At 65.3% G+C, this 26,561-nt stretch carries 25 protein-coding genes and 4 pseudogenes; 18 read left to right on the top strand and 11 right to left on the bottom strand.

Annotation, left to right across the window (positions count from 1 at the left end):
• Positions 1-27: 27 nt before the first annotated feature.
• The 4 genes and pseudogenes from ABZ420_RS21505 to ABZ420_RS21490 form a co-directional block, all read right to left on the bottom strand.
• Positions 28-1,566, bottom strand: a complete 1,539-nt coding sequence (locus ABZ420_RS21505; RefSeq protein ID WP_357125413.1) for a bifunctional 3-(3-hydroxy-phenyl)propionate/3-hydroxycinnamic acid hydroxylase — start codon at positions 1,564-1,566, stop codon at positions 28-30.
• Positions 1,567-1,716: 150 nt separating this feature from the next.
• Positions 1,717-1,875 (bottom strand): annotated as a pseudogene (locus tag ABZ420_RS21500) (CoA transferase); the annotation flags it as partial.
• On the bottom strand, positions 1,872-3,374 hold the full coding sequence (locus ABZ420_RS21495; RefSeq protein ID WP_357125410.1) for an AMP-binding protein: 1,503 nt from the start codon (positions 3,372-3,374) through the stop codon (positions 1,872-1,874). The gene ABZ420_RS21495 and the pseudogene ABZ420_RS21500, both read right to left, overlap by 4 nt.
• Positions 3,371-3,838, bottom strand: coding sequence for a nuclear transport factor 2 family protein (locus ABZ420_RS21490; protein ID WP_357125407.1), 468 nt, complete (start codon positions 3,836-3,838; stop codon positions 3,371-3,373). Before ABZ420_RS21490 ends, ABZ420_RS21495 begins: the two co-directional genes overlap by 4 nt.
• Before the next feature lie 943 nt (positions 3,839-4,781).
• On the opposite strand from ABZ420_RS21490, the gene ABZ420_RS21485 reads away from it, so the two are divergent.
• From ABZ420_RS21485 to ABZ420_RS21470, 4 genes and pseudogenes are all read left to right on the top strand, one after another.
• On the top strand, positions 4,782-5,537 hold the full coding sequence (locus tag ABZ420_RS21485; protein ID WP_357125405.1) for a citryl-CoA lyase: 756 nt from the start codon (positions 4,782-4,784) through the stop codon (positions 5,535-5,537).
• Positions 5,538-5,616: 79 nt separating this feature from the next.
• Positions 5,617-6,192: pseudogene (locus ABZ420_RS21480) on the top strand (dioxygenase); the annotation flags it as partial.
• 10 nt (positions 6,193-6,202) lie between these two features.
• A complete protein-coding gene (locus ABZ420_RS21475) occupies positions 6,203-6,448 on the top strand; it encodes a hypothetical protein (RefSeq protein ID WP_357125683.1) in 246 nt (81 codons plus the stop codon).
• A 4-nt stretch (positions 6,449-6,452) separates the two neighbouring features.
• The gene (locus tag ABZ420_RS21470) at positions 6,453-7,433 is read left to right on the top strand and encodes a zinc-binding alcohol dehydrogenase family protein (RefSeq protein ID WP_357125402.1); all 981 of its coding nucleotides are present in this window, start codon (positions 6,453-6,455) and stop codon (positions 7,431-7,433) included.
• A 260-nt stretch (positions 7,434-7,693) separates the two neighbouring features.
• On the opposite strand, the gene ABZ420_RS21465 is transcribed toward ABZ420_RS21470, so the two are convergent.
• Entirely contained in the window at positions 7,694-7,876 is a 183-nt protein-coding gene (locus tag ABZ420_RS21465) for a hypothetical protein (RefSeq protein WP_357125399.1), read from the bottom strand.
• 529 nt (positions 7,877-8,405) lie between these two features.
• Entirely contained in the window at positions 8,406-9,857 is a 1,452-nt protein-coding gene (locus ABZ420_RS21460) for an FAD-dependent monooxygenase (RefSeq protein ID WP_357125396.1), read from the bottom strand.
• A gap of 717 nt (positions 9,858-10,574) precedes the next feature.
• On the opposite strand from ABZ420_RS21460, the gene ABZ420_RS21455 reads away from it, so the two are divergent.
• The 14 genes and pseudogenes from ABZ420_RS21455 (at position 10,575) to ABZ420_RS21390 (ending at position 22,421) form a co-directional block, all read left to right on the top strand.
• Positions 10,575-10,889, top strand: a complete 315-nt coding sequence (locus ABZ420_RS21455) for a hypothetical protein (RefSeq protein ID WP_357125393.1) — start codon at positions 10,575-10,577, stop codon at positions 10,887-10,889.
• A 21-nt stretch (positions 10,890-10,910) separates the two neighbouring features.
• Positions 10,911-11,207 (top strand): annotated as a pseudogene (locus tag ABZ420_RS21450) (hypothetical protein); the annotation flags it as partial.
• A gap of 81 nt (positions 11,208-11,288) precedes the next feature.
• Entirely contained in the window at positions 11,289-11,981 is a 693-nt protein-coding gene (locus ABZ420_RS21445) for a GntR family transcriptional regulator (protein ID WP_357125390.1), read from the top strand.
• Positions 11,982-12,010: 29 nt separating this feature from the next.
• A pseudogene (locus ABZ420_RS21440) lies at positions 12,011-12,343 on the top strand (CoA transferase); the annotation flags it as partial.
• A 91-nt stretch (positions 12,344-12,434) separates the two neighbouring features.
• A complete protein-coding gene (locus ABZ420_RS21435) occupies positions 12,435-12,581 on the top strand; it encodes a hypothetical protein (RefSeq protein ID WP_357125387.1) in 147 nt (48 codons plus the stop codon).
• Positions 12,582-12,676: 95 nt separating this feature from the next.
• Positions 12,677-13,387 carry a helix-turn-helix domain-containing protein gene (locus ABZ420_RS21430; RefSeq protein ID WP_357125384.1) on the top strand — a complete coding sequence of 237 codons (711 nt, stop codon included), beginning with the start codon at positions 12,677-12,679 and terminating at the stop codon, positions 13,385-13,387.
• A 591-nt stretch (positions 13,388-13,978) separates the two neighbouring features.
• The gene (locus tag ABZ420_RS21425) at positions 13,979-14,317 is read left to right on the top strand and encodes a hypothetical protein (protein WP_357125381.1); all 339 of its coding nucleotides are present in this window, start codon (positions 13,979-13,981) and stop codon (positions 14,315-14,317) included.
• Positions 14,318-15,770: 1,453 nt separating this feature from the next.
• Complete coding sequence (locus ABZ420_RS21420) at positions 15,771-18,086, top strand: ATP-binding protein (RefSeq protein WP_357125378.1); 2,316 nt, start codon at positions 15,771-15,773, stop codon at positions 18,084-18,086.
• Positions 18,087-18,105: 19 nt separating this feature from the next.
• Positions 18,106-18,537, top strand: coding sequence for a roadblock/LC7 domain-containing protein (locus tag ABZ420_RS21415; RefSeq protein ID WP_357125680.1), 432 nt, complete (start codon positions 18,106-18,108; stop codon positions 18,535-18,537).
• A gap of 6 nt (positions 18,538-18,543) precedes the next feature.
• Entirely contained in the window at positions 18,544-18,930 is a 387-nt protein-coding gene (locus ABZ420_RS21410) for a DUF742 domain-containing protein (RefSeq protein ID WP_357125374.1), read from the top strand.
• The gene (locus ABZ420_RS21405; RefSeq protein ID WP_357125371.1) at positions 18,911-19,519 is read left to right on the top strand and encodes an ATP/GTP-binding protein; all 609 of its coding nucleotides are present in this window, start codon (positions 18,911-18,913) and stop codon (positions 19,517-19,519) included. The genes ABZ420_RS21410 and ABZ420_RS21405 overlap by 20 nt, the downstream gene beginning before the upstream one ends.
• Positions 19,520-20,686: 1,167 nt before the next feature.
• Positions 20,687-20,956: an alpha/beta hydrolase fold domain-containing protein gene (locus ABZ420_RS21400; protein ID WP_357125368.1), complete on the top strand. Its 270-nt coding sequence runs from the start codon at positions 20,687-20,689 to the stop codon at positions 20,954-20,956.
• Positions 20,957-21,343: 387 nt separating this feature from the next.
• Positions 21,344-21,667, top strand: a complete 324-nt coding sequence (locus ABZ420_RS21395; RefSeq protein WP_357125365.1) for a hypothetical protein — start codon at positions 21,344-21,346, stop codon at positions 21,665-21,667.
• Between the two features lie 55 nt (positions 21,668-21,722).
• Positions 21,723-22,421: a TetR/AcrR family transcriptional regulator gene (locus ABZ420_RS21390; RefSeq protein ID WP_357125362.1), complete on the top strand. Its 699-nt coding sequence runs from the start codon at positions 21,723-21,725 to the stop codon at positions 22,419-22,421.
• Between the two features lie 233 nt (positions 22,422-22,654).
• Here ABZ420_RS21390 and ABZ420_RS21385 read toward each other — a convergent pair whose 3' ends face one another.
• From ABZ420_RS21385 to ABZ420_RS21365, 5 genes are all read right to left on the bottom strand, one after another.
• The gene (locus ABZ420_RS21385; protein WP_357125360.1) at positions 22,655-23,323 is read right to left on the bottom strand and encodes a GPP34 family phosphoprotein; all 669 of its coding nucleotides are present in this window, start codon (positions 23,321-23,323) and stop codon (positions 22,655-22,657) included.
• A complete protein-coding gene (locus ABZ420_RS21380) occupies positions 23,323-23,859 on the bottom strand; it encodes a hypothetical protein (protein WP_357125357.1) in 537 nt (178 codons plus the stop codon). The genes ABZ420_RS21385 and ABZ420_RS21380 overlap by 1 nt, the downstream gene beginning before the upstream one ends.
• Positions 23,856-24,134, bottom strand: coding sequence for a helix-turn-helix transcriptional regulator (locus ABZ420_RS21375; RefSeq protein WP_357125354.1), 279 nt, complete (start codon positions 24,132-24,134; stop codon positions 23,856-23,858). Before ABZ420_RS21375 ends, ABZ420_RS21380 begins: the two co-directional genes overlap by 4 nt.
• Before the next feature lie 709 nt (positions 24,135-24,843).
• Complete coding sequence (locus ABZ420_RS21370; protein ID WP_357125351.1) at positions 24,844-25,461, bottom strand: hypothetical protein; 618 nt, start codon at positions 25,459-25,461, stop codon at positions 24,844-24,846.
• An 87-nt stretch (positions 25,462-25,548) separates the two neighbouring features.
• Positions 25,549-26,301 carry a phosphotransferase gene (locus ABZ420_RS21365; protein WP_357125348.1) on the bottom strand — a complete coding sequence of 251 codons (753 nt, stop codon included), beginning with the start codon at positions 26,299-26,301 and terminating at the stop codon, positions 25,549-25,551.
• Between the last annotated feature and the right edge of the window lie 260 nt (positions 26,302-26,561).

Genomic DNA, 26,561 nt, shown 5'->3' with positions numbered 1-26,561 from the left:
GTGGTCTGCGAAGTGACGGGCTGACGATCAGGCCAAGGCCTGGCTGCCGCCCGTCGGGATCTGGGCGTTGGTCAGCGAGCCGGCCAGACTGGTGCCGAGCCTACGAAGTTCTTCGGCATTGTCGGCGACACCGAGGATGTAACGGTCCGGGCGCACGATCACGGCCTGCGTGCCGAGCCGCTCGAGCCACGCTCGGACGGCTCGATGTTCGTCGGCTGGAAACGGGATCGCCCCGATGGCTGACCAGGCGGCATCCTCATCGACTCCGGCCGCCCGAAGTAGCCCCTCTGTGGCCACCACGGCGATTCGGTAACCGACCGCATCGTCGAACAGTGTGCCGTCGGCGAGCCTCGGCTGATCAGCGATCGTACCGACCGGTGCCTCCTCATTGCCGTGCAGGCCGGGATCGAGCCTCGGTCGCGGCGGTTCGTAGTTGTCCTCGAGCGAGACGCTCGCGCGGAAGGCTTCGGGGTCGGCGGCAATCGCGGCGCCCGCCACATTGATTGTGTTGCTTATTTCGACCAGAGTACGAACGTGGGGTTTACGCTCCTGCTCGTAGGAGTCGAGGATCCGGTCGGCGAACGTCCCGTCGATCACCCCGGCCAGCTTCCAGCCCAGGTTCATCGCGTCGCGGAAACCGGAATTGAGACCCTCCCCAAGGGTCGGCGGCATCTCATGGGCGGCGTCACCGGCGATCAGGAGGCGGCGGTCGCGCCAACGGTTCGCGACCCGCGAGTGGAACTCGTAGACCCCAGTCCGCACAAACTCGGCGTCACCCTTCTTCAGCCAGGGACTGAGCAGTTCCCACACGTTGTCGGGATCCACGAGCGTTTCCTGCGTCTCACCCGGCAGCACCTTGAACTCGAAGATCTTCAGGTTGTGCGGGAAGGGCGTCACGTACCTGACTTGCCGGTCGGGATTGGCCCACTCGAAGATCCGCTCCGGCAGCTCGACGTCCTCGCGGATCAGCCGCAGGTAAACGAGGAGCCAGGCTTGATCTCCCTCGAGGTCGTCCTGGCCACCGCCGATCGCCTCGCGGACGATCGAACGGCTGCCGTCGCAGCCGATGACCCAGTCGGCTCGCAACCATCCCGCCGGCGTCCCATCACGCTGGGCGATCCGCAGATCGACCCCGTCCTCGTCCTGGACTATCTCCTCCGCCTTGAAACCGAGGTACGCCTTGACGCCCAAGCGGTCGTTCTCCTCACGGAGCGCCCTCTCCAATGCAGGCTGAAAGAACATGACGTTGTGCGCCCAATCCTGATACCTCTCGCCGAGGTCAGGTTTCCGCTCTATGATCCGGTTCCAGTCTTTGTCGAATATGTCGTACCAGAAGGTCCACTCCACCATGTGGGAATCGAGTTGGTCGATCACTTCGAGGGTCTGAAACAGACGAAGGGATTCGGGGACGATCCCGCCGGCCCGGGGGAACGGATAAACATCCTTATAGGGTTCGATGATCGCGACATCGACTCCCTGGCGGGCCAATAGATTGGCCAGCGCGCCACCGACCGGACCGTAACCCACGATTGCGACGGTCGTCTTGCGTCGTTCTGAAATCTCCACTTGTGCTCCTTTGCATTCAAGTTGGTTGAATTGTCAGCGGCCCGAAGGGGTGGTGAACGCGTGGGCCGGTTCCAGGCTGGTGCGCAGACTCGCGGCGCTTGGAACGAGCCCGCCGCGGCGGTTGGCGTGCTGTTGCGTGCTGCGCTGGGCGGTCTGGAGCCGCCAGGTCCGGATCTCGTCACCAGTGCCGGGCCGCTCGACCTCGCCGACGCCGGCGCCGAAGTCGGCGAGGAGGCGCCCGGCGGTCGGGGCGGCGAAGTAGTTGCCCAGCTCGAGGACCCGCAGGCCGGCCAGGGGTTGTGGGGTCATCGAGCGGGCTCTCCCAGGTCGACTTCGGTGTCGTTGCGTTCCTTGGACAGCCGCGTCTTGGCGATCTTGTTGGTCTCGGTCAACGGCCAGTGGTCCAGGAACTCGATGTACCGTGGCTGCTTGTAGGGCGGAAGCCGGCGGGCGCACCAGTCGGCGAGGTCGGCCGCGGTGACCGTGTGGCCCTCCGCGGTGCGCACGAACGCCTTGACGTCCTCTTCGGACAGGGCCGACGGCACCCCGACGACCGCGCTCGACGAGACGGCGGGGTGCGCGTCGAGCACAGCCTCGACCTCAGCGGGGGACAGGTTCTCCCCGCGCCGGCGGATCATCTCCTTGATCCGCCCGGCGAAGGTGAACCGGCCGTCGGTGTCCCGGCGGACGAGGTCCCCGGTGCGCAGCCACTCGCCGTCCCGCAGGGCGGCGGTCTCCGCCGGCATTCCGGCGTACCCAGGGGTGATCGCGGGGTTGCGGAGCTGCAGCTCGCCGACCGTGCCGTCGCCGACCTCCGCGCCGTCGGCAGGGTCGACGACCCGGGCCTCATTGACGCTGCCCAGTCGGGGGTGCTGACGGGGCCGTCCCATGGATCCGTAGGCAGGCGGTTCATCGACGGAGTTGATCAGCCCGTACGGCGACTCGGACTGTGCATAGCCGATGACGAGGCGGAAGCCGAAGCGCTTCTCGATCTCGGCGTGCCGGTCGGTGCCGGGGGCAGGTGCCGAGTAGCAGAGGCGAACGTCGTGCTCGCGCTCGGCGGAGGACGGCTTCTGCGTCATGAGGATCTCCAGCATCGCCCCGATCATGTTGACGACGGTCGCCCCGGACTCGCGTGCGGTCTGCCAGAACGTGCTCGCCGAGAAGCGGGGCGGCAGCACCAGCCGGGCACCGCAGCCCCAGGAGCCGAGCGTGGAGTAGGCCTGCGCGTTGAGGTGGGCCAGCGGCAGGGTGGTGAGCAGGACGTCGTCCTCGGTCAGCCCGAGCCAGTACGGGAAGCCTTCGCCTGCCATGGTGTACATGCCGTGGGTCTGGATGATGAACTTCGGCCGGCCGGTGCTCCCGGAACTCTGGATGTAGCCGGCGTGGGTGTCCGGATCGAGCGGGACGGCCTCGCGAGGTGCGGCGGTGAGCAGGTCCGCCACGGTGGTGACGTCGACGTCGGCGAGCACGGTGTCCGGATCGGCCACGACGGCCGTGGGCTCGACCACAGCGAGTACCGTGGGGAGCTCGGCCTGCGCGGCCCTCGGGTTGACCGCGACGGCGACGGCGCCGGCCAGGGCGGTGCCCAGCCAGGCACGCACGAAGGCGAGGCCGTTGGGCAGGACGAGCACCACGCGGTCGCCGCGGCCGACCCCGGCCGCCCGCAGGCCCGCCGCGCAGGCCCGCGCGTCGGCGAGCATCTCGGCGCGGGTGGCGTCGCCGTCGGGAGCCGAGCACCACGGCCGGTCGGGCCATCGCTTCGCGCCGTCCGCGAGGAACTCGGGCAGGGTCAAAATGCCCGTCATCGCCGCGCCCTGTCGGGATCGCTCGACCGGACGCCGATCTGGCGCAGCCAGTCGTCTCGGTCGAAAAGGGTCCGCACCGAGCTGACGGCGCCGTCCGCGACCCCAACGACGACCACGCCGGGAACCCGGAAGCCCTGTCCGGCGCCGCGCGTCGTCACACCCGACCAGGTCAGCTCACCGGTGAACGCCCCGGCGAACTCCACCTCGGCGAGCACCCGGCCCTCCGCGGCGGCGGGCCGGTGGCACAACGTCATCTGCATCCGGCTGAACGTCGCGTTGACGCCGAGGAAGTGCATCACCGCCGCGTCTCGGCCTTGCACGAGCGTCGCCTTGAACAGCGAGTGGATCACGACGTCCTCTCCGAGCGCGGCGGCCAGCCCGGCGACGTCACCGGACTCGTGTGCGGCGTACCAGCTACCGAAGACCCCCAGGGTCTCCGGATCGTCGCCGCGAATTCCATCCACCGGTCGATCCCTTCGCTTGCCTGCTGTATACAATTCGAACTGTAGAATTCGGTTCCTCCCGTGTCAACGCACAATTTTGGAGTATCGGACGCAGACGTTTGTGTACAACTAGGCGGACTGTCTGCCATACTCGGCCAGGGCTCCGCCCAACCGCCCAACGACCGTGCAAGGAGGCCTCGATGGCGCCCGAGAGCATGAGGACCGTGCGGAAACCGGAGAGGGAGGCATTCACGCGCTGCCGGACGCGGCCGGTGAACGAGGCGACCTCGAGGGGCTCGTCCGGGTCCAGGAGGCGCAGCGGTTCGCGGCCATGGAGAGCGCGGACGTCGCGGCGCTCGCTGATCCGCTGGCCGAGGACCCGCGCTACACCCACTCCGGCGCGAGCACCGGCGAACGGCAGGTTGGACTACGGACCGATCGAGCACGAGGTCAACTTCGTCTCGGTGATCGGGGATGTGGCGCGCGCCTTCGGCCGGATGCGCACGGTGGCCCGGGTCCGCGGCAGCGCCGAGCAAATCGACAACAGTCCGGGTGGCCGACGGCAGGGGCTGGCATCTCGCCGCCTACCAGCCCACAGCCGACCCGGCCGACCAGGCTGCACCCGTTACCACCTGACCAGGAGGTCGACGATGACCACACTCGGACACCGGCTCCCCCATCCGACGCCGCGGTCCCGGCCGACCGGGACGAGGACCTCGTCGCCACAGCCGGCACGCTCGTCCCCCTACCGCGCAGCAACGCCCCCCTACCGCGCAGCAACGCCGCCGCCACCGAGGCGGACCGACGCATCCACCCCGGACAACCTCGCCGCACTGGCGGAGGCCGGCCTGCTCGATGTCGCCAGCCGGCATGCAGTGCTGAGCCCGGACCTCGCGCGGGAGGCGTACGGGCGGCTGCTTACCGGTATCGATGAGCCCCGTCACCGCTCTGATTCGAGGACGCCATGACCGACGTAACCCGCTCGCGCACCACGTCCATCGGGCATTCCACGGTGGACTCCATCGAGGTGTGCGGATACGACCTGACCGGCGAGCTCATGGGCGAGGTCGACTTCGCCGCGGTGTTCTTCCTGCTGGTCAGCGGCCGGATCCCGGGGAAGGGGGAGGTTCGGCTGTTCAACGCGATCCTTGTCGCCCTCGCCGATCACGGCCTCACCCCGAGCGCGCTGGCGGCCCGGCTCACCTACACCGGAGCGCCGGAGGCGGTGCAGGGCGCAGTCGCCGCCGGGCTGCTCGGCGGGGGCTCGGTGTTCCTCGGGGTGTTCGAGGACGCCGGCCGGATGCTGCGGGCCCAGTCCCCCACCGAGGACTCCGACCTGGACGTGCTCGCGGACCGGATCGTCGCCGACCACCGCGGCCACAGACTCCCTGGACTCGGCCACCCGACTCACGTCAACGGCGACCCGCGGACCGCGCGGCTGGTCCAGATCGCGGAGGAGGAGGGCCTGCTCGGGCCACACACCCGCCTGATGCTGCGGGTGCAGGCCCGGAGCGGGAAGCCCCTGCCGCTCAACGCCGGCGGTGCCAGCGGCGCACTGCTGTGCGACCTGGGCATCGACAGCACGGCGCTGCGCGGGATCGCCCTCGTCGCACGCTCCGCCGGTCTGGTCGGACACCTCGTCGAGGAGTCCCGCGCTCCGCTCGGCCGTTGGCTCTGGGACACCGCCGAACGCGAGACCACCTACACCCCACCCGACTGACCCCCGATCCACTGACGAAGGCACCGTGGACGTCACCGAAGAGCAGGCCGCCGACGACGTCGCCGCGAGCTTCGACGCCATGCCCGACCAGCGGCTCGAGGAGGTCATGCAGCGTGCCGTCCGGCACCTGCGCTCCTTCGTGTGCGAGGTCCGGCCCACCAGCGAGGAGCGGGAGAAGGCCATCGAGTCCCTGAGCGCCGTCGGACAGGCCTGCACCGACACCCGACAACGACAGGAGTTCATCCTGTTCTCCGACACCATTGGCGTGTCCATGTTGGTCGCGACGATCAACGGCGCCGAGGGCGGCCTCTCAGAGGGTGACGGGCTGCGGCCGACCGCCCCCGCGGTGCTCGGCCCGTTCCAGATGACCGAGAGCCGGGCGCGCGAGCAGCTCAACAGCACCGGTCAGGGCACCCCTCTCATGGCCGAGGGACGGGTCACCGACCTCGAGGGCAAGCCGATCCCGCATGGGCGGGTGGACACCTGGCACGCCGACGGCGAGGGCTGGTACGACGTTCAGGCCGAGGGCGGGCTCCCGTCGGACACCGGCCGCGGCCTGTTCATCGCCGACCACGAGGGCTACTACTGGTTCCGCAGCGTGATGCCGCGCTCTTACCCGATCCCGGTCGACGGCCCCGCCGGCGACCTCGTCGTCCGCGCGGGTCGTGCACCCGTACCGGCCTGCTCGCCTGCACTTCAGCGTCGAGGCCGAGGGTTTCCAGGCGGTCGCCACCGACGCCTTCGTCTCGGACTGCGGGTACGTCGAGCGGGACGTCGTATTCTCGGTGAGGAGCGAGCTGATCCGCGACTTCGTCGTGGCTCGAGGACGCCGCTCAGGCCGAGCGGTTCGGCGTCACCGCACCGTTCGGTACGTGCGGTTCGACTTCGTCCTCGCTCCCGAGGAGAGGTGAGACCATGGTGAGTCCCGCGGCCTGGAGGGGCTGCGCGGCCCGGCTGGGGGCCGACCGGTCGCTCGCCGGCCTCACAGTCGAGCAGGCCGCCGCCCTGGCGGGGCCGGGGGATGTTATCGTCGAGGTCGCCGCCGCGGCGGTGAACCGCAGCGACGTGCTCAACGCACTCGGTGCCTTCCCGCAGGTGTGCGACGGCCGGATCCCCGGCCGGGACTTCGCTGGGACCGTCGTCGACGGGCCCGCCGAGTTGGTCGGCACCGAGGTGTGGGGAACCGGCGGCGGCGAGCTCGGCCTGACCCGGGACGGCAGCCACGCGCGCTACCTGAGCATCCCGGTCGAGGCGGCCGTCGCCCGCCCGGCCGGACTCAGTGCCGTCGAGGCCGGCGCCGCGGGCCTGGCCTACCTCACTGCGGCGGCGGCTCTGGCGGAGGTCAGTCCGATCGGACCGGGAACGGTCGTGCTGGTCACCGGCGCCGCCGGCGGGGTCGGCGGCGCGGTCATCGGTGTGGCCAAGGCACGTGGGGCACACGTGATCGGGCTTGTCCGCGGTGCGGCGAGCGCGGCCGCCGCCTCGGCCCAGGGTGCCGACGAAGTGATCGATCCGGGCACCGGGACGCTGCCGTCCGGGGGTGTCGAGGTCGTCGTCGACACGGTGGGCCCACCCCTGCTCGACGCCGTCCTGCCGCTGCTGGTCACCGGGGGGCGGTTGTGTCTCATGACGGCCCCGCAGGGCGGCATCCTGCAGCTGGACGTTCTGAACTTCTACCGGCGGGCGCTGCGTGTGGTCGGGCTCAACACCATGCGCTTCGACGCCGCCCAGGCCGCCACCGTGCTGCGCGAGGTGTGCCCGGCCATCGAGCGAGGCGAGCTGCGGGCACCGCGCGTGGCCCGGACGTTTCCGCTGGCCGAGGTCGAACAGGCCTACGCGACCGTCCACGCCGGTGGGACGAGAGGGCGCGTGGTCCTCGTACCAGGTGAGGGATGATGGTCGGCATGAGCGGATCGGCGAAGCAGCACTCCTACGATGTGCTGCGCCGGGGAATCGCCGATGGCACCTACCCTGCGCGGGCAGCTGGCTGCGGGGGTCGGTGCCGCGGCAGCGGCGGGGATGAAGCCGCACGCCGATCCGCGACGCGCTGCACCGGCTCCAAGCCGAGGGCTGGTCCAGCTCATGCGGCACCGCGTGCCCCTGCCCGTCGGTGAGCCGCTGGGCCAGCCCGGCTGCGGTCGTGGCCGACAGCCCGGTCACTGGAGCGAGCTGCTGCCCAACGGCGTCGTCCCGCCCGACCAGGAACTCTTCCCGCCCTGCGCAGCCGCCATGCCGACCAGCAGCTCACCAGCGGTGTGCCCACGGGCGCGCTGTTTGATCGGCCCGACAACCGCGTCCATCAACTCGATCATGCGCGAGCGGTCGACCCGCTCGGTCACCGCTACCATCCCCGACCACCGGGTCAGCGACCGGTCCGGCGCGCCGATTCCCACCGCCCGCCGAACACGACGGATGTCGCGTGGCCTGTCCACCTGATAGGTGTCCTCTCCACTGCGCTGATAGTGCTTTCGTGATCACCAGCATCATCGCAGGTCGAGCAGTGGATGGTGCCGCTGATGGACAGAAGCGGCATTGCAGGGTGCCCGGGGCATTGGTAGCCGGGTAGCGGCGGCGTAGCTGCACTGATCGGCGAGGTTGGTCGAGGTTGGTCGAGGTCGTGTGATGACACGATCTGACTGATCTTGAACGGGGAGGACCTCCCGTGGCGGTATGGAGCTGTCTGACAGCCCCGCCCGACCACCGGAGGTCCTCGTTGGTCCACGCTAACGCCCTACCGTCCGCACGCGGCAAGCTGCGCCTGGCGCGTTTGATCGTCGACCACGATGGTCCGATCGGCAGCCTATCGATCCCGACGCGCGAGAATCTGCGCTAAGTGATGTCTTGCTCGCGGCAGGGGCACATCGGACGTCACCGGGGAGATCGCACTGGGTGGGGAACGTTCCAGTGCGCCAGTGCCTCAGACAGTCCGGCGTGTGCTCCGGCCCATGCGACATACCCGTCCGGGCGGACAAGTGCGGCTTCGACGTCCGCCCATTCGCGCCACTCGACCTCAGCAACCTTCACGCTAGCGACCTCGATCGAATCGCCGCCGCGGAGATCGAGGACGACGTACTCTCCGTCGCATAGCACGTCCAACAGAGTTCGACCGTCCAGCAGGGCGAAGTTTGGTGCGCGCGTCCCGACTACCGGGTTCGCACCCTCGGGCCCCGCGTACCGCACCGACAGACCGGAGAGGCGCTCGGCCAGGTCACGAGAGACCTCCGGGTGCCGGCCGATCAGTTCTCCGATCAGCGCGCGCATCTGCCTGCCGTCCAACGTGAAGGCAGCCATCAGTTCTGTCTGCGCCTGTGTCTCCCGGAGCAGGTCCTGACCAACCGGATGACGCTCGTCGTGGTAGGTATCCAATAGCCAGTCGGGCGCCGTCCCATGGACTGTCGCGGCAAGCTTCCACCCCAAGTTCATTGCGTCCTGAATCCCGGCGTTGAGCCCGCCACCGCCAGCGGGCATGTGCTGATGCGCGGCGTCGCCGGCGAGGATGATGCGGCCCTTCCGGTACGATGCGGCTTGCCGTGCCTTGTTGCCATAGCGCGAGAGCCTTACCGGCGAGTGCATACCGTAGTCGGTACCCGTTATAGCGGTGACCTTGCGGCTAAGCTCGTTGAGCGTGAATTCCTCAGCCGGCCAGTCGGTACGGACATCGTCCGGGGAGATGCCGGCGAATCGGTACAGCTTACTGCCCGGTATCGGGACAGCGAGGAGAAGACCGTCCATAGTCCAGCGGCTGATGACGCCCGGCGGGGTGTCGGCGATCTCGACGTCACCGAGCCAACCCAGGCAGGTTCGGGGACTGCCGGGAAACTCGATCCCGGCTGCTTGCCGAACGGTGCTGTACACACCATCGCAACCAACGACCCAACTGGCCGACACGGCCGTTCCGTCGTCCAGTTGAACTCGCACCGATTCTCCGAGATCGGTGACCTCGGTCACCCGCACTCCACGGCGAATTTCCGCCCCGGCGTCGAGCACATGTGCCTCGATGATCTCCTCGGTCCGGACCTGCAGAAGGGCGATCGTGAACGGAAATGGCGTGTCCAGTTTCGAGAAGTCGAGGCGTTCGTCCAGCATGGCGAAATGACCGCTTGGGATCGCGATGCCTTCCTCCAGCACTTGGTCCGCCTGGCCGCGTGAGGCGAGGATCTCGAGCGTTCTCGGATGGATGATCAACGCCCTGGCGCGCTCGGTCCGGTCGGATCGCTCCTCGAGAATGGTGACCCCAACCCCGGCGAGTCGCAGCTCCGATGCAAGCCAGAGGCCCACTGGGCCGGCTCCGACGATGATCACATCGACATCTGCAGCCATCTCTACACTTCCTTTGCGGTCGGTGACCAATAGTCGTGGTTGTGGATCAAAGCGCTGACGCGCGGGGCCGCCGGAGTCGGGATGCGCACCTGCAGCCGCGCGTCCACCGGCAGTGGACCCTCCTGCTTCAGGCGGCTGAGGATCGCGTGCGACTCCAGGCGTTCGTCGAGTAGGCGAACGAGTCGAACGTGACCTTCTCGGCGGCGGCACCGGCCTCGAGACCGGACCGCGGCAGATCCATCCCTGCGACACACATCACCGGCTAGGACACTGCCTAGGCCGTTCACGTCCCCTGACTCGTGCGCGTCGTACCAACGGCCGAACACGTCAAATCCGTGCGAGTCCGTCTCTAAGCCCTCATTGCGGGTTCGGTCCATCGATGGACTCCCTCGTCGCCTGCGCATCCGTCGGCTGCCTAGCCAGCCGAGCGCTTTCGCAAAGGTTCCATACAATCTGTGGCATGTCAAGCCCTATCAATCGGGCTTACGTTGCGACTACCTCGACGAGCTCCGGAGCCTTCCGGTGCACATTGTGCACAATCGGCAGGCGCCTCCGCGCGACGGAGGCGACTATGACTGTCGACAGTCGACCGGCCGACGGTGATGGGGCGCAGGCTCAGGCGGTGCAGGCCCGAGCAGCTCAGGCATAGGGGCGGTGACGCCGTCGCCTATTGCGTAGCCCTTACACCCTTGAAGTCGGCCACCCAGGAAGCTGGGGATGTCGTCCGGCTGCATCCGCGCCCACGAGGCGTTGTGTTGCGGTATGCGGCCGGAAATCAGCCTCGTGGAGGCCGGCGCCGCCGGTCTCGCCTATCTCACGGCCGCGATGGAGGTGGTAGGACCGCTCGATCCCAACTCGACGGTGCTCGCCACCGGGGCGGCTCGCGGGGTGGGCGGCGCCGTCGTTGGGCTGGCGAGAGCCGAGGGAGCCCGCGTCATCAGTCTCGTTCGCGGCAACGCCGCCTCGAATATCGCTGCGGCTCAGAGCGCCGACGAGGTGATCGATCCCGACGTCGCTGACCTCCAGGACTGAGTACCGGCGGGCGGGGTCGACGTCGTCGTGGACACAGTAGGGCCGCCGCTACTCGAGACGATGCTGCTGTTCCTTGCGCCGGGCCGGCGGACATGCTTGATGACCGCGCCGCGGGGCGAATCTCTGTCAGTAGACGTGTTGGACTTCTACAGGCGCGCGCTTCGCGTCGTCGGGCTGAACACCATGCGCTGCGATTCCATCCAGGCCGCGGCCGTGCTGCGCAGCGTGTGCGCGGCGATCCGGAGTGGCCACCTCAGGGCTCCCTATATAGCGAAGAGGTACCATAGGGCGAAGATGTACCCGCTGTCCCGGGTCTAAGACGCGTACGCGACTGTCCACGGTAACACCGGCGGCCGCGTCGTTCTTGGCCCCGGTTCGATAGAGGTACGATGACGCACGGTGCATTACGACGAGGCAGGCATGGGTGGATCGGCGACAGAGCACGCTTACAATGTGCTTCGTCGGGGAATCTCAGACGGCACCTTCATGGCAGGGAGCTGGCTACGGGAAGAGGATGGCGCCACTTTCTCCGGTGTCAGCCGCACGCCGGTTCGCGAAGCCCTGCATCGCCTACAGGCCGAAGGTCTCGTACAACTCAAGCGTCACCGTGGCGCACTCGTAGTTGGGTGGACCGCTGAAGATTTGGATAACCTCTACGAGCTCCGCGCCAACCTCGAGGGCTACGGAGCGGGCCGGGCCGCGCGCAATCGCACGACCGAGCACCTCGAACGCCTGCAGAAGCTCTGCGCGGAGATGGACGAAATCCTGCCCACTGCCGGCGAAGACGAGCTGCAGCAACTCGGGACCCTCTGCATAGATTTCCACACAGAGGTCCACCGCGCCTCAGGAAATCGCCAGCTCGTGGCGCTCATCCCGTCGATCCTCACGTCGCCCTTCGTGAGTGAAGCGTTTCGTCACCACACCCATCTCGAAATCGAACGCTCATTCAACCACCACCGCGAACTAGTCGACGCTATCGAGGCCGGTGACAGCGAGTGGGCTGAGACACTCATGCGGGCACATCTCAGGCATGGTCGGCACTCACTGCGTCGCATGGAACGGCACCTGCCGCTCACCCCGTCCGCGGAGTGACCAGCCTTGGACGAACGAACTGACGGGCGGGAGCATGGTCGGACGAGCGCGGCACCAACCTGCTCGACACCGGCATGGCGTTCTACGACAGCTATGAAACCGCTGATGGCAAGTACATGGCGGTCGGCTGTCTCGAGCCACAATTCTATGCCGAGTTCTTGAACGGTCTCGGCATCGACGCGACGGATTTGCCACACCAGTGGGATCCCCGCAGTCAGGACCGGCTCCGGAGGATCTTCGCCGACAAGTTCAAGACCAAGACGCGCGATGAGTGGTGGGCGATCTTCGAACACGCCGACGCCTGCACCACCCCGGTCCTGACGTTCACCGAGGCCGAGCAGAACTCCCACATCCGAGCCCGCTCCGGTCGCCACTTGGTGGTAGTCGGTGGCGATGAGCGCCGTGATCGGTATCCCCGATCGTCTGCGCGGCTAAGTCGGCTACGCCTACGTCGTGGCGGCGCCCGGGCACAGCATCGATGCAGACGCGTTACTCCAGCTCTGCCGATCTCAAGTGGCCAAGTACAAGATTCCGGCGCGGATCGTCGAGGTCGATTCGCTGCCGCTGACGCCATCGGGAAGATTAGGAAGATCGCTGTGAGGGAGTCGGCTGGCGCCGATTCGCCGTCGGTACCATGAGGAAGCCTACTGAGCCCGATCCGGATCAGTACCCGACCGCTGCAGGACTTGACGACGATGGCACGAAACAACGGCGACACCAACGCCTCCGCGCCCGTGGTGAACCCGACGCGCAAATCGGTTCCGGAGATGCCTCGTACTCGCCGGGGGCGTCGCACCCGTGACGCGCTGGTCGCGGCGGCACGTGAACTCTTCGAGGAGCGCGGTTTCCGTGACACACGCATCTCGGACATCGCGGAGCGGTCCCAGACCTCCTACGGCACCTTCTACCACTACTTCGACACCAAGGAAGCGGTGCTCCAAGCGCTCTTCACCGAGGTGGCCGGGGAGATCTTCACCGCCTCGCGGATGAGCCCGGACGTACCCGACGATCCCGTCGCCAGGATCGAGGCGGCGAATCGGCAGTACTTCGCCGCGGCGGCGCGCAACGCCTGGCTGATCGCAGTGATCGACGAGACAGCGCTGCGAGATGACCACGTCCGACAATTGAAGCTCCGGCTGCGCGATCTCTTCCTGCGCAGGAACGAGGCCGGCATTCGCAGGCTTCAGGAACAAGGTGTCATCGATCAGGACCTCGACGCTGCGATAGCGTCCGCGGCCCTGGGCGGCATGGTCGAGCACTTCACACAGATGTGGTTCGTGCACGGCGTCACCTTCGACCACGAAGAGGCCATCCGGACGCTCAACGTGCTCTGGGCCCAAGCGATCGGCCTGAAAGTCCCGCCGCGCATCGGGGATGCGTCGTTGGCCGGTGCAGCTGTCGACTGATCAGTCAGGTGGTTCGGTGCCACTGCGGCATATCGCGCCATCGGAGTAGCCAGGAAAGCCAGGTGCTGGATCGTGGTGCTGACGCACCCTCATCGAGGTCCAACGGTTCACTACCCGGGTGGGCGAGGCGGTCGCGAGTGGTCCGTTTGTCGGCGTACTCCTGCACAACATCGTCCCAGCGAATCTGGCAGGCCGGATTCCAGGCCCAGGGGACCCGATGAAGGTGCCCGGCCGCGCGACGCTGCAACGATCGTCCACATCTGTATACCCAGAGCAAACCCCTGCTCGCCCCCGTGGGGGGCATCGTGACCGACACCGTCTGCGTCGCCAGTGCCCACGCGTGCGGGGTCACTACTCACGTCCATCCCGTACCTCCCCACTCTTTCCGCCCGTTTCACTGCATCTAATCGTTCGGGTCAATAGGGTCGGCGACAGTCAGCACCGCCTCCAAGACCCTCTCGTTGATGCCTCAGTCGGATCCGCGATGAAAATCGACCATCAAGTCAACTGACTTGAGCGCGAAGCAGCTAGCCGGTTCAACGAAACCGTCCGGTTGGCCAAAGCGCCAACTGCACTGCTGGATAGCGATGTTTGATCGTTCCGCTCATCCAGATCAATAGTGTCCGGCATCTCGTTCGCATTCGCAGCCAGGCCGAAGGCGCAAAGATCTTGACTCGACAGTCAACTGTGCCTACAGTCACGTTGCAGCGGCTCGCTCGAAGCGGCCGCCGGGTCGGTGAGAGCGCCTTCGGGATCGAGGTGTGGATTGGCCGGATTCCGCCGCGCCCCACGAGTGACGCCGCGGCCGAACGTGAAGCTGAGGAGCTTGAGATGTCGCCGCAGGAGAACTGCGAAATCGCCCTCGAAGGAATCTCGTTCATCGACGAACGCCGCTGGTCCGACTCCTTCGACCTGATGGCTGATGGCTGATGGCTGATGGCACGTGGACTGTGACGAATCGGCCGTATCGAGTCGAGTACGGGGGAAATACAGTAAGGCGAAGGCCGAGGAGATGCTGACAGGATTCACGCGCACTCCGACCACATCGACGCTTCAGCATCACGTTCGAGGACAGCGAAATCCAGTCGTTGCGCGACCATCTCGACGCGTACCAGGTCCTGTCGTACGTCGAGCAGCTCACCGAGCGCACCAACCGGCAGTCGGCATCGTAGACGCCGCAGCGGGCGTGTCCGGAACTCGCGCAAGTGGCCGGACACGCTCCGGAGTACACAGACTCGGCCTGCGGTGAATGGTGCGAACATCCGCCGCGGCATCAGCTGCCGACCCCCTCGATGGTGGAAGTCGAACTGTGCGCGACGCGCTGAGGCTCGACCTGGACCAGAAAAGGGGGCGGCGGCCGAAGAAAGGAAACAAGATGTCCGGTGCACCACGTACGGAATACGGCGGATTGCGAACCAAGCGGCCGAGGAGAGGAATCGGCAGCACCCACAGTCGCACTGTACGAATGTCGGTACGCGAGGTTCTGAATTTCTTCAAAAAATGTCCGAGATGCGGCTACCACGCGTGCGCAGTGATGATCGAGCGAGAGCTGGCGAGCGGCACGATCCACTCCGACTTGTACGTAAGCTGTGCTCGACCTTGCGGCTGGGGTGACCTCTGAGGAGTGGTTTCGGCAGCGGCGCAGCGGCGCACGCACGCCAAAGGATGTAGTGAACTCATTTATACCGCTTCGTCTCGCCGACAGGGTTGATCGTTTATCGGATACAACAGTGACTTAGTGGCGAGCAGGGCCCGACCAACGCTGCACGGCAGCAGATTTGCATTGACGTCCGACGAAAAAGACAGCGCATATGACTCTTGCGCACAGCGTGACCCGGCCAGTACGCACACAGGAGCAACCCCGAAACGGATATATGGAAGAGATGGTGACCCACAGTCCCCACATGCCCGAGGCCAGGGACCTGCGCTCGCGGAATTCCGCGAACACCACGAACTGAAGGGATCGCCGCCGACCGCCAGGGGCATCCTCTCCGCGGCCCGGCAAAGCGTCCCCGCTCTATGTCCGAGACCGGAGGCGCAGACCACGAGCGGTCGATTGTCCACTGAAATCTCGGATCGCGGTCGTCGACCCGCCGCGCCCATCGAACAGAGACGCAATGTTGCAAGCAACAGCACCCAAGGTTACCCGCCAGTTGGTGACCGCCGAGGCACTCACGAGGCTCGGCACCGACCTGATCAGCTCTTCCCCGTTATCAACTACTCTCCGCACCGGTGGCGGGAGCCTGATCACAGTTGACATCGCCGGAGACCCACAAGTCCGACCAGACAGCGAAGGGCGCGATCCTGCCCTGTCGCGGATCCGAGAATTGCAGTGACACAGAAGTCAGAGGCGGTGTCCCGGTGGTCGGGTATACGCCAGATCATGCGTTCTTCGAAGTCGATTCGCACGCGGGTGCTGGCGATCGCACTCATACCCGGCTTGGCGCTCGTGGGCATCGGAACTACATTCGTCGCCCTCCAGTTGGACGAAAGCCTCACAGCGCGGGAATGGTCCGAGGGTCTGAGTCTGCAGATCGACCCCTCGCTCGATATGGTCGACGCGTTGCGATCAGAGCGAACATACAGTTTCCGCGCCCTCGGCGGAGACGCCCAGGCGACAGCCGATCTTCCGGACGTACGGCATAAGACCGATATCGTCACGCAGAAAATCATCGCGATAGGCCGCGAGATAGTGGAACTGAATCCCGCGGCCACGGCCAGATCCGGACCGGTTTTCTTTACGCTCACCGCACAGATGCCGCAGATTCGACACTCGGTCGATACAGGACAGGCCACTGCCGCGGATGTGGATGACTTCTATACCCGGCTCGCAAGTTTCATCAACCTCGGTCTCGAGGGTTCAGCCAGAACGTCGCCGGAATCGGCGGCCTCCGCAGACGAGATCGTCACCTCTGAACTGATACGGGCGGCTGATCTGCATGCCCGCGCTGTCGGTCGCGCGTGGGATTCTCTGGCGAACAGAGGTTCGCTCACCCTGGCCGATCGCCAGATTTATGTACGCATGATCGGAGCCTTCCACAATCGGCTGGAAGTGGTTGCGGACCAGCTTACAAGCGGAGAGAAGGCACGATACGACAGGCTCGTCGCGGGCAACGAATGGCGGGCGATGACAGCTGCCGAGGAATCCTTGGCTCTGACCGGGAAACTCCCGTCCGAATTGGACGAATGGCTACGGGACCAGAACGCGGTGGGTGCGGAACTACGGGCGTTGGAAAGAGAACACTTCCGATACGCCGAACGTATCGCAAAAGAGTCCGCCGATGCTCTGCTCGAGCACAGTGTCGCTGCCGGAATCGGCGTACTCCTCGTGGCTGTGGCAACCTTTGGCGTTGCTGCGGGGCTCGCCGGCAGGATGGTCCGGCGCTTACGCTCCTTGCGCACCAAGACTCTGGAGTTGGCAGAACAGACATTGCCCTCGATAGTGCAGCGATTGCACGACGGGCAAGCGGTCGACCTCGACGCGGAATTGATACTGGTCGATGACGGTGTGGACGAGATCGGTCAGGTTGCGCACGCTTTCAATACCGCCCAGCGGGCCGCCGTCACGGCTGCGGCCGGCGAGGCGCGTGCCCGAGCCGGGATCAAGCGGGTCTTCCTGGACATCGCGCGCCGCAGCCAGGTCATCGTCCACCAACAACTGAAGGTGCTCGATGCCGCCGAAGCCAAGCAGGACGACCCCGAGCATCTCGAGTTGCTGTTCCAACTCGATCATCTGACGACCCGCGCACGGCGCAACGCCGAGAATCTCCTGATCCTGGGAAATGGTCAACCCGGTCGGCGGTGGCGCAATCCCGTCCCCATAGTCGAAGTCGTTCGCGCCGCTATCTCCGAAACCAGGGACTTCACACGAGTGAGCGCGGTCCGCTTGCCGGAAGTCGAGGTGGCCGGGGCCGTGGTGGCCGACCTCATTCACCTGTTGGCCGAACTCATCGACAACGCGGCGTCGTTCTCGCCTCCGGATTCGCCAGTATCGGTGCGTGGCAACCTCGTCGGGAAGGGGATGGTCGTCGAAGTCGAGGATCAAGGACTCGGGATCCGCTTCGAAGAGCGAGAGCGCCTCAACGAAATCCTGCGTGAACCGTCGGGCTTCCAGCAGATGGCGTTGGAGGGACACCGCAATCTGGGCCTGTTCGTCGTCGGACAGCTCGCTCACCGACACGGCATAGCGGTCAACCTGCTGGAGTCGGCCTACGGCGGCGTCAAAGCGATCGCGCTGGTCCCGGATGGGCTGCTCGTCAACGTCAGTGAAGGTACCTCCGATGCCGACGCTGCTCCCTCGGCCGACAGTCGAGGGCGACCTGCTTTCACGCCCCGGGTAATAGTCGATCCGGTGCCGAGGATGGCGGGCACCACCGCTGGCACCGGGTCGACCTGGCCACTCGAGGAGCGATCCACGGATCCCGCTTCACCCCTCGTTCGGACTGCTTCCCGGGCGGATATCCACCGACCCGTTGGGGATTTGATTCCCTCGCCGGGTCGGTCAAAAGTGCCGTTACCCAGGAGAGAGCGCCTGACCCACCTCGCGCCTCAACTGCGACTCCCCGAAGACAAACCGGCACCCGAGGAATCGTCGCAGGAGGAAGCGCGCAGGCGCAGCCCGGCTCAAGCACGTAGTTCGATGACTGCTTTCCAGAGGGGATCCCGTGACGGGCGTTACTCGAGCCGCGGTAGAGAATAGGAAATGGATTGATGTGGAAATGAATGAAGATATAGGTTTTGCGTCGGTGGGGCGTCAACTCAGTTGGTTGCTCGATGATCTACTCGACAGATTGCCCGGGGCGGAGAACGCTGTTGTGCTGTCGGCAGATGGTCTGGTCATCGCCCGATCGAAGGGTTTTTCGCGCGAGGACTCCGAACATCTCGCGGCCATGGCTTCCGCGCTGGGCAGTCTGGCGCGTGGTGTCGGCGATCAGTTCGGCAAGGGTCTCGTGCAACAGACGGTGATCGAGCTCGAGTACGGCTACCTGGTGGTGACCGAAGCCGGACAGAATGCCTGCCTGGCGTTACTGGCGACCGAGCGTGCCGATTTGGGGCTCGTGGCTTACGAGATGAATGCGATCGTAGGCAAGGTCGGTGACAGCCTGTCCGCCACTCCGAGGGCGATAGCAGATAATTCGCCGGTGCGTTGACGTTCCATGACACCAGACGATTCATGGACTGATGACGAGTGGATCGATGACGAGCCCGGTCCGCTGGTCCGCCCTTTTGCTGTCACCCGCGGCAGAGCCGCGCGAGACCTGTACGATCTCGACATCCTCACACTGGTTGTCACGGTTCGTCAGGAGACGGATGCGGCCGGATTGGATCCGGAATACGGGCGGATACTGCGGATGTGTCAAGGCAGACCATTGTCGATCGCCGAAATCGCCGCCGAGCTGGGACTGTTGATGGCGGCGGTCAAGGTACTCATCAGTGACCTGATCACCTCGGGGCACGTGATATTCAGATCTCCCACTCACTCCGTCGGTCGGCCCGACGTACGGCTACTGCAGGCGGTTCTCGATGGCGTTCGCAACATCTGACGACTTCGGCATGTCGGATCTGCGCGAAGTACAGGCAGTCAAACTTCTCGTCGCGGGCGGGTTCGGTGTCGGCAAGACCACCTTGGTCAGCACGGTCAGCGAAATCACGCCACTGCGCACCGAAGAGCGCCTGACCGACCTCGGCTCCGAAGTCGACGACTTGACCGGTGTCGAAGGAAAGTCGACGACTACGGTCGCCCTGGATTTCGGCAGAATCACGCTCAGTTCAGAGGTAGTGCTGTACCTCTTCGGCACTCCGGGACAGGATCGGTTCTGGTTCATGTGGCGCGAACTGTCTGTCGGAGCACTGGGAGCAGTAGTGCTGGTGGACACACGCCGAATGCAAGACAGCTTCGCGGCAGTTGACTTCTTCGAATCCCGGGAAATCCCGTTCATAGTCGGAGTGAACTGCTTCGACGGGGGGGAAATCTATGACGAGGACGAGGTCCGGAACGCTCTCGATATCAGTTCGCAGGTTCCGGTCCAGCTGTGTGACGTTCGAGATCGCAACTCCGCCAAACAACTCTTGGTCCGCCTTTTCGAGCATCTGATGATCCAGGCAACTGCCGACATCGCCGGCGCCTGGTAGACAAACCCATCATGGTGTCGGAGAGGTGTAGTCGAATCGTCGGCCACCGCGATCTGCAACTCGCAGCTGACCAGCATCGATCTGGAGTCGATCTTCATCCGCTACACGACGATCGTTCTGGTGGCCGGCACAGTCACCGTGATGGTGTTATGAGAGATTCTGACGTGACCCCGGGGGCGGTCCACTGTGAATGTGAGTCGGTTAGCGGTGTATTGCAACGTTCGCGCGCTAATTCCGCTACCGGCGCTCGGGTCGCCGATCTACTTCCTCAGTCTTCGACTGCTATCCACTGGGATGATTGATGACTCCGGCGTCGCCGTCACCATGCCGAGTAGCGCGATGCCACCGACCATCAACAGGCCGCGACCGGACGACCCACGCCAGTGACCGGCGCGAAGTACCCGTCCAGCGGTTGTACGTCGTAGCTGATCACCCACAGAGCGTCAGGAAATGTGCCAGCTGTCGAGGAATAGCTGTTCGGCCGGGAGTCGCGGCAGGTCAGTGCGGCCCTCGCCGCTCAGGGTCGCCCAATCGGCGATGCGGGGCGGTCGAGGTCGTAGAGGAAGACGTGCGCGGCGCTGCGGCAGGCGGTGAACTCGAACATGATCCCGGAGACGCTGAGTACCAGGTGCATGTCTGGTTCCTCGGGTCGCGGTGATCGCCGCGACGCGGAGGCGTGTGGCTCGGAAGTGGGCGGATACGTGCTCAGGCATGGGGAGGCTGCTGTGAGTCTGGCGCGCAACCGCGGGGGTGGCGTCTGCCGAGCGGGGTCTAGCGGCATGTGGTCGGCGGTCGAGCGTGCCGGATACGCGGATCTGGATACAGCCTGTGATCCAGGGGCGCCCCTTGCCGGATCGCGGCCGATTCCAGATCGTCCGCACTCGGTCGTGGCGGACGAATTCGGCCTTGCGCGTTGTCGGAGAGTGCATCACTCAATTGCCTCCTCCGGCGCCTTAGCGACGAACCGCGGCGTGAACCGCCGCGCCGCCGATCCCCGACGTTGAGCCGCCAGCTGGCAAGAACGAGTCCGACGCACGGCGTGCGCATTATCAGTCGAACAGTGATCGACTGGGCGCCAACCCAGAGATGGGCCTTGCGGGCATGCGGTCCATCGTCTAAGAACTCGCGGTTCAGTCGAAGGCACCAGAAGATGTCACCTACTGCGAGGTGAACGTCGATGGCGTTCGCGGGCTGTGGTGTGTCCCAGTGGAAGCACCGACCGATCGCGCAGAAGTGTGCATCCACGGAGGCGGGTTCGTCGGCGACAGCGTCGACAGCCATCCCAAGCCGACCGGGTACTTGGCAAAAGCGACCGGGGTGCGCGCCTTCTCGGCCCAGTACCGACTCGTGCCCAAGCACCCTTCTCGGCACAGATCGAAGATGTTGTCGCGGCATACCGGCGGCTTCGGGCACAAGGCTTCGCAAGCATTCGACTAGCAACGGCGGGCGACTCCGCCGGCGGCACGCCATCGCGGCGGCGACTGCATGGTTGCGACCGCACCGTGTACTCGCCGACTGACGCGACCGACCGGCCGTGCACCAATGCCGCCACCGTCAACCCGCAACGACGAGGAGTGACTTCGATGTCCACCACCATTACAGCTCCGCCCCACTCGAGGGCAATCACGCCAACGCAGTAGTTATCGGCGCAGGCTTCGCCGGCGTGCACTTGCCATCGAGCTGCGCAAACTGAATTTGTCAGCCATCGGCTTCAAGGCCGGCGACGATATCGGAGGGACCCGGTACTTGGAATCGCTATCCAGGTGCGCGGACCGATAGCGAAAGCTGGTCGTATGGATTCCCGTTCCTAGAGGTGGAACAAGCGTGGATTTGAGCGAGCGCAAACTGGGGCAGAAAGAAGTTCAGCGCTACATCAGCTTCGTCGCCGACCGGTTCGACGTTCGCCGCCAGATCCGTTTCGGGAAGCGTGTCACCGCAGCGGCTTACAACGCCGCTGAAAGCCAGTGCACAGTGTCCACCGACGACGGAACAACCTACACCGGTACATACTTTTTCACCGAATTCGACTTTCGTCCCTTTCCGGAGATGCTTCGCTCCCGTTCCTATGGTCTGCGACTGCCGAGCAACATCAAGGAAGTGTGCGCTCCAGGCATCGGCAGGCCATCTGGCGCGCGCATGAGGAACTGAGATGAGGTCCAGGACGAGGTCGATATAATACTGGTGACGCACCGTGGAGGAGCCTATGACGTCCGATGAACGCCGCAAACCCAGAGGGGCCGAAACCACCTCGCACCTGCAGATTTTACAGCGTCGGCCAGTCCAGAAGGAGACACCCAACACTGCGCGCGGAAGACGCACCCGAAGCGCTCTGATCGAGGCGTCACGCAGCCTCTTCGAAGAGCGCGGATTCCGGGAAACCCGAATTTCCGACATCGCCGAGAGATCCAATACGTCATACGGCACCTTCTATCACTATTTTGATAGCAAAGAAGCAGTGCTGAACGAACTGTTCATCGGCGTGGCCGGTGAAATGTTCGCGGCATCGCGAATACGCCGTGATACACCCCACGACCCACTGGCCAAGATCGAAGCGGCCAACCGTCAATATTTCGCCGCTGCCAAGAGAAACGCAGGGCTGCTAGCAGTCATCGAGGAAATGGCCCTACGTGATTTGCACTTCCGAGAATTGAAGATCCAAATGCGTGACCTCTTTATACGTCGCAATGAGGCGGAAATCACCAAACTCCAGAAGTCAGGCGTAATCGATGCCGGCCTGAACGCCCGGATTGCTGCTGCCGCACTCGGCGGAATGGTCGAGAACTTCATGCAGATGTGGTTCATTCATGATGTGGAATTCGACGAAGAAGACGCGCTCCGCACTTTGACCCAACTGTGGGCCCAGGCGCTCGGAGTCCCCGTGCCGAGCCGCGCCCCTGCTTGATCCGAAAATCGCCGACGCGCTCGGGATGGCGGTCTCGAGTTCTGTGTGCAGCAGATTCACGAGACGCGCTGGCCGGCGCGCTCGAGTGCCGTTGCATAATTGCGCGAAAGAGTGATGCTGCTGCGCCACAGACCGTTCGGAGTCTGGGAGGACTTGAGCCCCAGAGGCGTTGTCCTCGAAGTCCCTGGTCAGCGAGCCGACTTCAGGGTTACAGTTAGTGACCAGTGTGTTGCCTACGCTGAGCCTGTTGCTACGGCACTCACCACGACGGCTGCGGTGAGCGCCGCGTCGACCGCCCGCACCGCGTCCCTGGCCGCCTTCGCGGCCCAGTCCCCTGCGGCGATCTCCTTGGCCCGCTGGGTCACCACTCGACGGTCGCGGTCGGGGAAGATCTTCGGCGCCGCGTCGGCCGCCGACAGCAGCGAGATCAAGGCGGCGGCGCGAGGCTCGATAGGGGCGTCAGGGTGTGCGAACGGCGGTGTCAGCCGGTCCCGGAGTGCCTTGCGGTGTCCCCGGGGCATCCACGCGGTGCGGGGAAAGATGCCCAGTGCCCGGTGGTGTTCGACGCGTACCAGGCCCTCGTCCGTCAGCCGGTGCAAGACTCTCGGCTGCAACCCCTTCGACAGTTTCTCAATCGCAGCTCGGGGTTTCATCGGACGTGCCGTCTCGATCCTGGCGAGTGTGTCGCCCAGTATCGGATCGGCACTCTTGTTCGCGCTCAGCATGATCCGGCCCGGTTTCGCCTCGTCGCCCGGCCCGGCCAGCCGGATTGCCCCGGCGTCGATCAGGTCCAGCAGCACTGCTCCGGCGAGAACCCTTGGGGTACGGGTGCTGTCGGCTATCGAGTGCCCGGTGCGTTCGTCGAGAAGCAGCAGCATCAGGTCTCCGGCGAGCAGCTTCATCACTCGTCCTCCGGTTCCGCGTCGGGCCGAGTCCAGGCCAGGATCATTGTCGGGGTGCAGCCGCCGACGAGCAGCGCGGTCAGCAGCATCACCCCGCCCGCGTAGGCCGCCTGAATATTGTCGAGGTCGGTGAACCCGCCCACGACGATCAGCCAGATCGCAGGAATCATCGCCAGCGCCTGGGTGAGGGTGAGCCCCACCGAGCGAGCCGCATTGCGCTGCTCGATCTCCCATTCGTCCAGGGCGCCGACGGGCGCGTCGGCTTGGCGTCCCGAGACGATCTGCAGCGATATCCACAGCGGAAAGAACATCAGACACACCGGCGCCCACAGCAGGGGCCCCCGCTCCCAACCGCACGCGATCAGCACTGCGGCCACCGCCAGGGCCAGGAAGATCGTCGCGAGGACCACCACCAGCAGCCGACAGCGGCGACGCGTCCGCCACCGCGGCAACATGGAGGCCCAGCGCTCGGCGTAGAACTCGAACCGGCGTGTCCGGCGAGCCTGGTAGCGCTGCAGCAGAGTCGGGTGCGTCATCGAATATCCCCTCCATCGTTCCGGTAGACCGCCGTGGACAGCGGCGCGAATTCCTCCCGCGAAAACACCGCCTCGACCGGCAGCCCGAACACATCACAGATCCGCAGCGCCAGATCGAGGCTCGGATAGTGATCACCCCGTTCCAGCGCCCCGACCGTCTGCGGATTCACCTCGATCGCCTCGGCAAGCTGAGCCCGGCTCATTCTCCGCTCGGCACGTAACACCCCGATGCGGTTGTAGATGGGAAGAGTTTTCCCACGTCTTACGGGACTCATACATCAAATTGTTGTATAAACCCAACAGTTCGTCAAGAGTCGAAGCAGCCCCGCTGACGCCGAGGTACGGAGGCGTCGATAGCCGGGAGGTGTCGCGTGATGCTCACATATGTCTTCTGACCAGCTATTTTCGCTGTCTGGTCGATACCGCGGTCAACGCTGGAGCGCCGAGCTGGCGTATCGAAGAGGGCTCCCAGCGGAGATCTGCCGTCTCACCGCATCTTGCTCCTACCCCACCCATCGGCTGGGTGCAGTCACGTCTGCCGGTAGGCCATCCGATACTCGTTGTCGCCGTGTTGATCTATCCGAGACCGGCCTTCCCGAGTCGGCTGAGAACGACGGAGCCGATCTGGCGGCGGTCCGCTTCTGGCCGGTCGCGGAGCCTCGGATACGCCACGACAACCTGCGGCCACCGCCGGACACGTTCCTGAGACATGAGCACGCGGGCGGTCGCGCGAAAGCCGCGGGTATGCGGCACCGGGTACTCCTCGGTCGGTCAGGATCGTCGAAGCGACGGTCCGCGTCCGGCTTGTGAGCGACCAGTGAAACGTAGCGCTGCCGGGCCGCCAAGTCACTGAGGGCGGTGTCGGTCAGACACCACACCTCATCCTGAAGTGCTCGCCAGAAGTCGGATCGTGAAGTCAGATCGTTGAACGCCTGGGCGACGTATTGCTTCCATCTCAACGTTGCCGCAGATCGATCTCTGTGGTTAGCGCATGTATCCCCCTCCGGACACAACCACTACGCCCACGGGCGGTTGTGGGCTGGTTTCGGCCACCACTGTCCGTGTGGTGTGGTTGTAGGTGAGTTTCAGACCAAGTTGTCTGTAGAGTTCCAGTTTTTCCGCCGGGTCGGCTTTGCGAATCACTCTCACCAGACCACCGAGCGAATCAACGAGGCCTGCGATCTCCTCTTGCGTCATGCGCCGGTGTGGATGGCGCTGGCTTTCTAGCGCCGCTATCTGTGCGGTGACGAGTTGCCGCCGGTCCATCCCGCCAAGACTTCGACACGGTCGGGCGACGGTATCGTTTGCACGGAGATACCGGGCCAAGGGGCGCGTAACGCCGCGGTCAACCGATCTGCCCCGAGCAAGGTCCCGTACGCGGTTGCGGTCCGGACTGCAGTAGGCGACCCATCCACCCCAGGTGGACGCGGCGATATCGCCACCGGAACCGTTCGGGCCGACCGTGAGAGACGCCAGCATGGCCAGCCGGTACCTATCGGTACGGTCGAGGTGCGGTTGATAGAACACGGCCAGCGCGTCAACTGTGGCCACCGTCACTGCGGCGCTGGAACCGAGGCCCAGCTTGTGCCCGTCTTCGGTCATCCCCTCTCCCTGTCGGACAGCACGAAAGAGGCTAACTGCCCACCTGATTCGGCCAGCGAGTGCGATGGGGTCGGGGCGCTCCTCGCGTTACGGACCCTGTGTGATGGACCGGCGCCAGCGGTCGAGGTATGTGTCGGCGATGTGTTGCTGATCGGGAAAGCGATGTGCCAGTAGCAGAGTCCAGACACAGCCCTCCAATGACCTCGCGGCGCAATATGGGTGCAGCTCTCCCAGGACCGGTTTCCACTGCTGGTAACGGTGCAGCACCGTGGCATAATCCCATTTCGCCGGGCCGGCGCAGGTGTCCTCGAAGTCGTTCCAGAGCAGCCCGTTCACCGTCGCGAGGACATTGGCGGCATGCGCGTCGCCGTGCAATGGCTGGGCAGTCTCGCGGTCGGCCATCAAGATCGGCGCCAATCGCCGGAACTCCGCCCGGAACGCGACAATGAGATGCGCCGGAACGATTTCCAGGCGCTCGAGGGTGTCTATCATGGTGGGTATCTCATCCAGCACGACGCCCATATACGGAAGGTCACCGGGATAGCCGCGCAGCACGCGATGCAGCTCGGCGAGTGAATCGGTCAATTCCGCGACACCCGGAACATACTCCGGGTCGTGTTCGATGTATTGCCAGCAAGTCAGCCACATTCCCTCGTGATGATGCGGTCCGGGCGGCAGCTCGTCGCTGGGTGGCACGACGGCTCCGCCATGGTCGGTGAGGTAACGGACAACCGCGACTTCGCGTCGCAACCAGGAGGGAAGGTTCGGGCGCAACAAGGTGGTGGTGGTGACTCGCGCGACGAACGGAGCGGGCCGCAGATGAATCACCACGTTGCTCACGTCCTTGAGAACCTCGGGTGCGGTGACCGTGACACCATGCCGCCGAGCGACCGCCACGGCAGCGGCAACCGCCCGCCGGCGGATCTCCCGCCTCGACTCACCGGCTCGGATCACGGCTTGCGCTGCCCGGCTGTCCTCAGTCGGGCCTCACGCTCGCGGTGTTCCTCGGCCACTTCGCGGGCGGCGGCTTCGGCGGCGGGATCCACCGGCTCACTCGACCACGGCAACACCGTCTCCCCCATCGCCTGCACAAACCGCTC

The organism is Nocardia sp. NPDC005745, assembly GCF_040630775.1.
GTDB lineage: Bacteria > Actinomycetota > Actinomycetes > Mycobacteriales > Mycobacteriaceae > Nocardia.
This window is presented reverse-complemented; position numbering and strand designations above follow the sequence as displayed.

What these genes read in the sequence shown, in the direction of transcription:
- ABZ420_RS21460 (WP_357125396.1), bottom strand. Translation starts at nt 9,857, where the DNA reads ATGGCTGCAGATGTCGATGTGATCATCGTCGGAGCCGGCCCAGTGGGC.
- ABZ420_RS21420 (WP_357125378.1), top strand. Translation starts at nt 15,771, where the DNA reads ATGCGTTCTTCGAAGTCGATTCGCACGCGGGTGCTGGCGATCGCACTC.
- ABZ420_RS21430 (WP_357125384.1), top strand. Translation starts at nt 12,677, where the DNA reads ATGGCACGAAACAACGGCGACACCAACGCCTCCGCGCCCGTGGTGAAC.
- ABZ420_RS21410 (WP_357125374.1), top strand. Translation starts at nt 18,544, where the DNA reads ATGACACCAGACGATTCATGGACTGATGACGAGTGGATCGATGACGAG.
- ABZ420_RS21385 (WP_357125360.1), bottom strand. Translation starts at nt 23,323, where the DNA reads ATGAAGCTGCTCGCCGGAGACCTGATGCTGCTGCTTCTCGACGAACGC.
- ABZ420_RS21455 (WP_357125393.1), top strand. Translation starts at nt 10,575, where the DNA reads ATGTCGTCCGGCTGCATCCGCGCCCACGAGGCGTTGTGTTGCGGTATG.
- ABZ420_RS21390 (WP_357125362.1), top strand. Translation starts at nt 21,723, where the DNA reads ATGACGTCCGATGAACGCCGCAAACCCAGAGGGGCCGAAACCACCTCG.
- ABZ420_RS21415 (WP_357125680.1), top strand. Translation starts at nt 18,106, where the DNA reads ATGAATGAAGATATAGGTTTTGCGTCGGTGGGGCGTCAACTCAGTTGG.
- ABZ420_RS21495 (WP_357125410.1), bottom strand. Translation starts at nt 3,374, where the DNA reads ATGACGGGCATTTTGACCCTGCCCGAGTTCCTCGCGGACGGCGCGAAG.
- ABZ420_RS21470 (WP_357125402.1), top strand. Translation starts at nt 6,453, where the DNA reads ATGGTGAGTCCCGCGGCCTGGAGGGGCTGCGCGGCCCGGCTGGGGGCC.
- ABZ420_RS21485 (WP_357125405.1), top strand. Translation starts at nt 4,782, where the DNA reads ATGACCGACGTAACCCGCTCGCGCACCACGTCCATCGGGCATTCCACG.
- ABZ420_RS21375 (WP_357125354.1), bottom strand. Translation starts at nt 24,134, where the DNA reads ATGAGTCCCGTAAGACGTGGGAAAACTCTTCCCATCTACAACCGCATC.
- ABZ420_RS21405 (WP_357125371.1), top strand. Translation starts at nt 18,911, where the DNA reads ATGGCGTTCGCAACATCTGACGACTTCGGCATGTCGGATCTGCGCGAA.
- ABZ420_RS21380 (WP_357125357.1), bottom strand. Translation starts at nt 23,859, where the DNA reads ATGACGCACCCGACTCTGCTGCAGCGCTACCAGGCTCGCCGGACACGC.
- ABZ420_RS21370 (WP_357125351.1), bottom strand. Translation starts at nt 25,461, where the DNA reads ATGACCGAAGACGGGCACAAGCTGGGCCTCGGTTCCAGCGCCGCAGTG.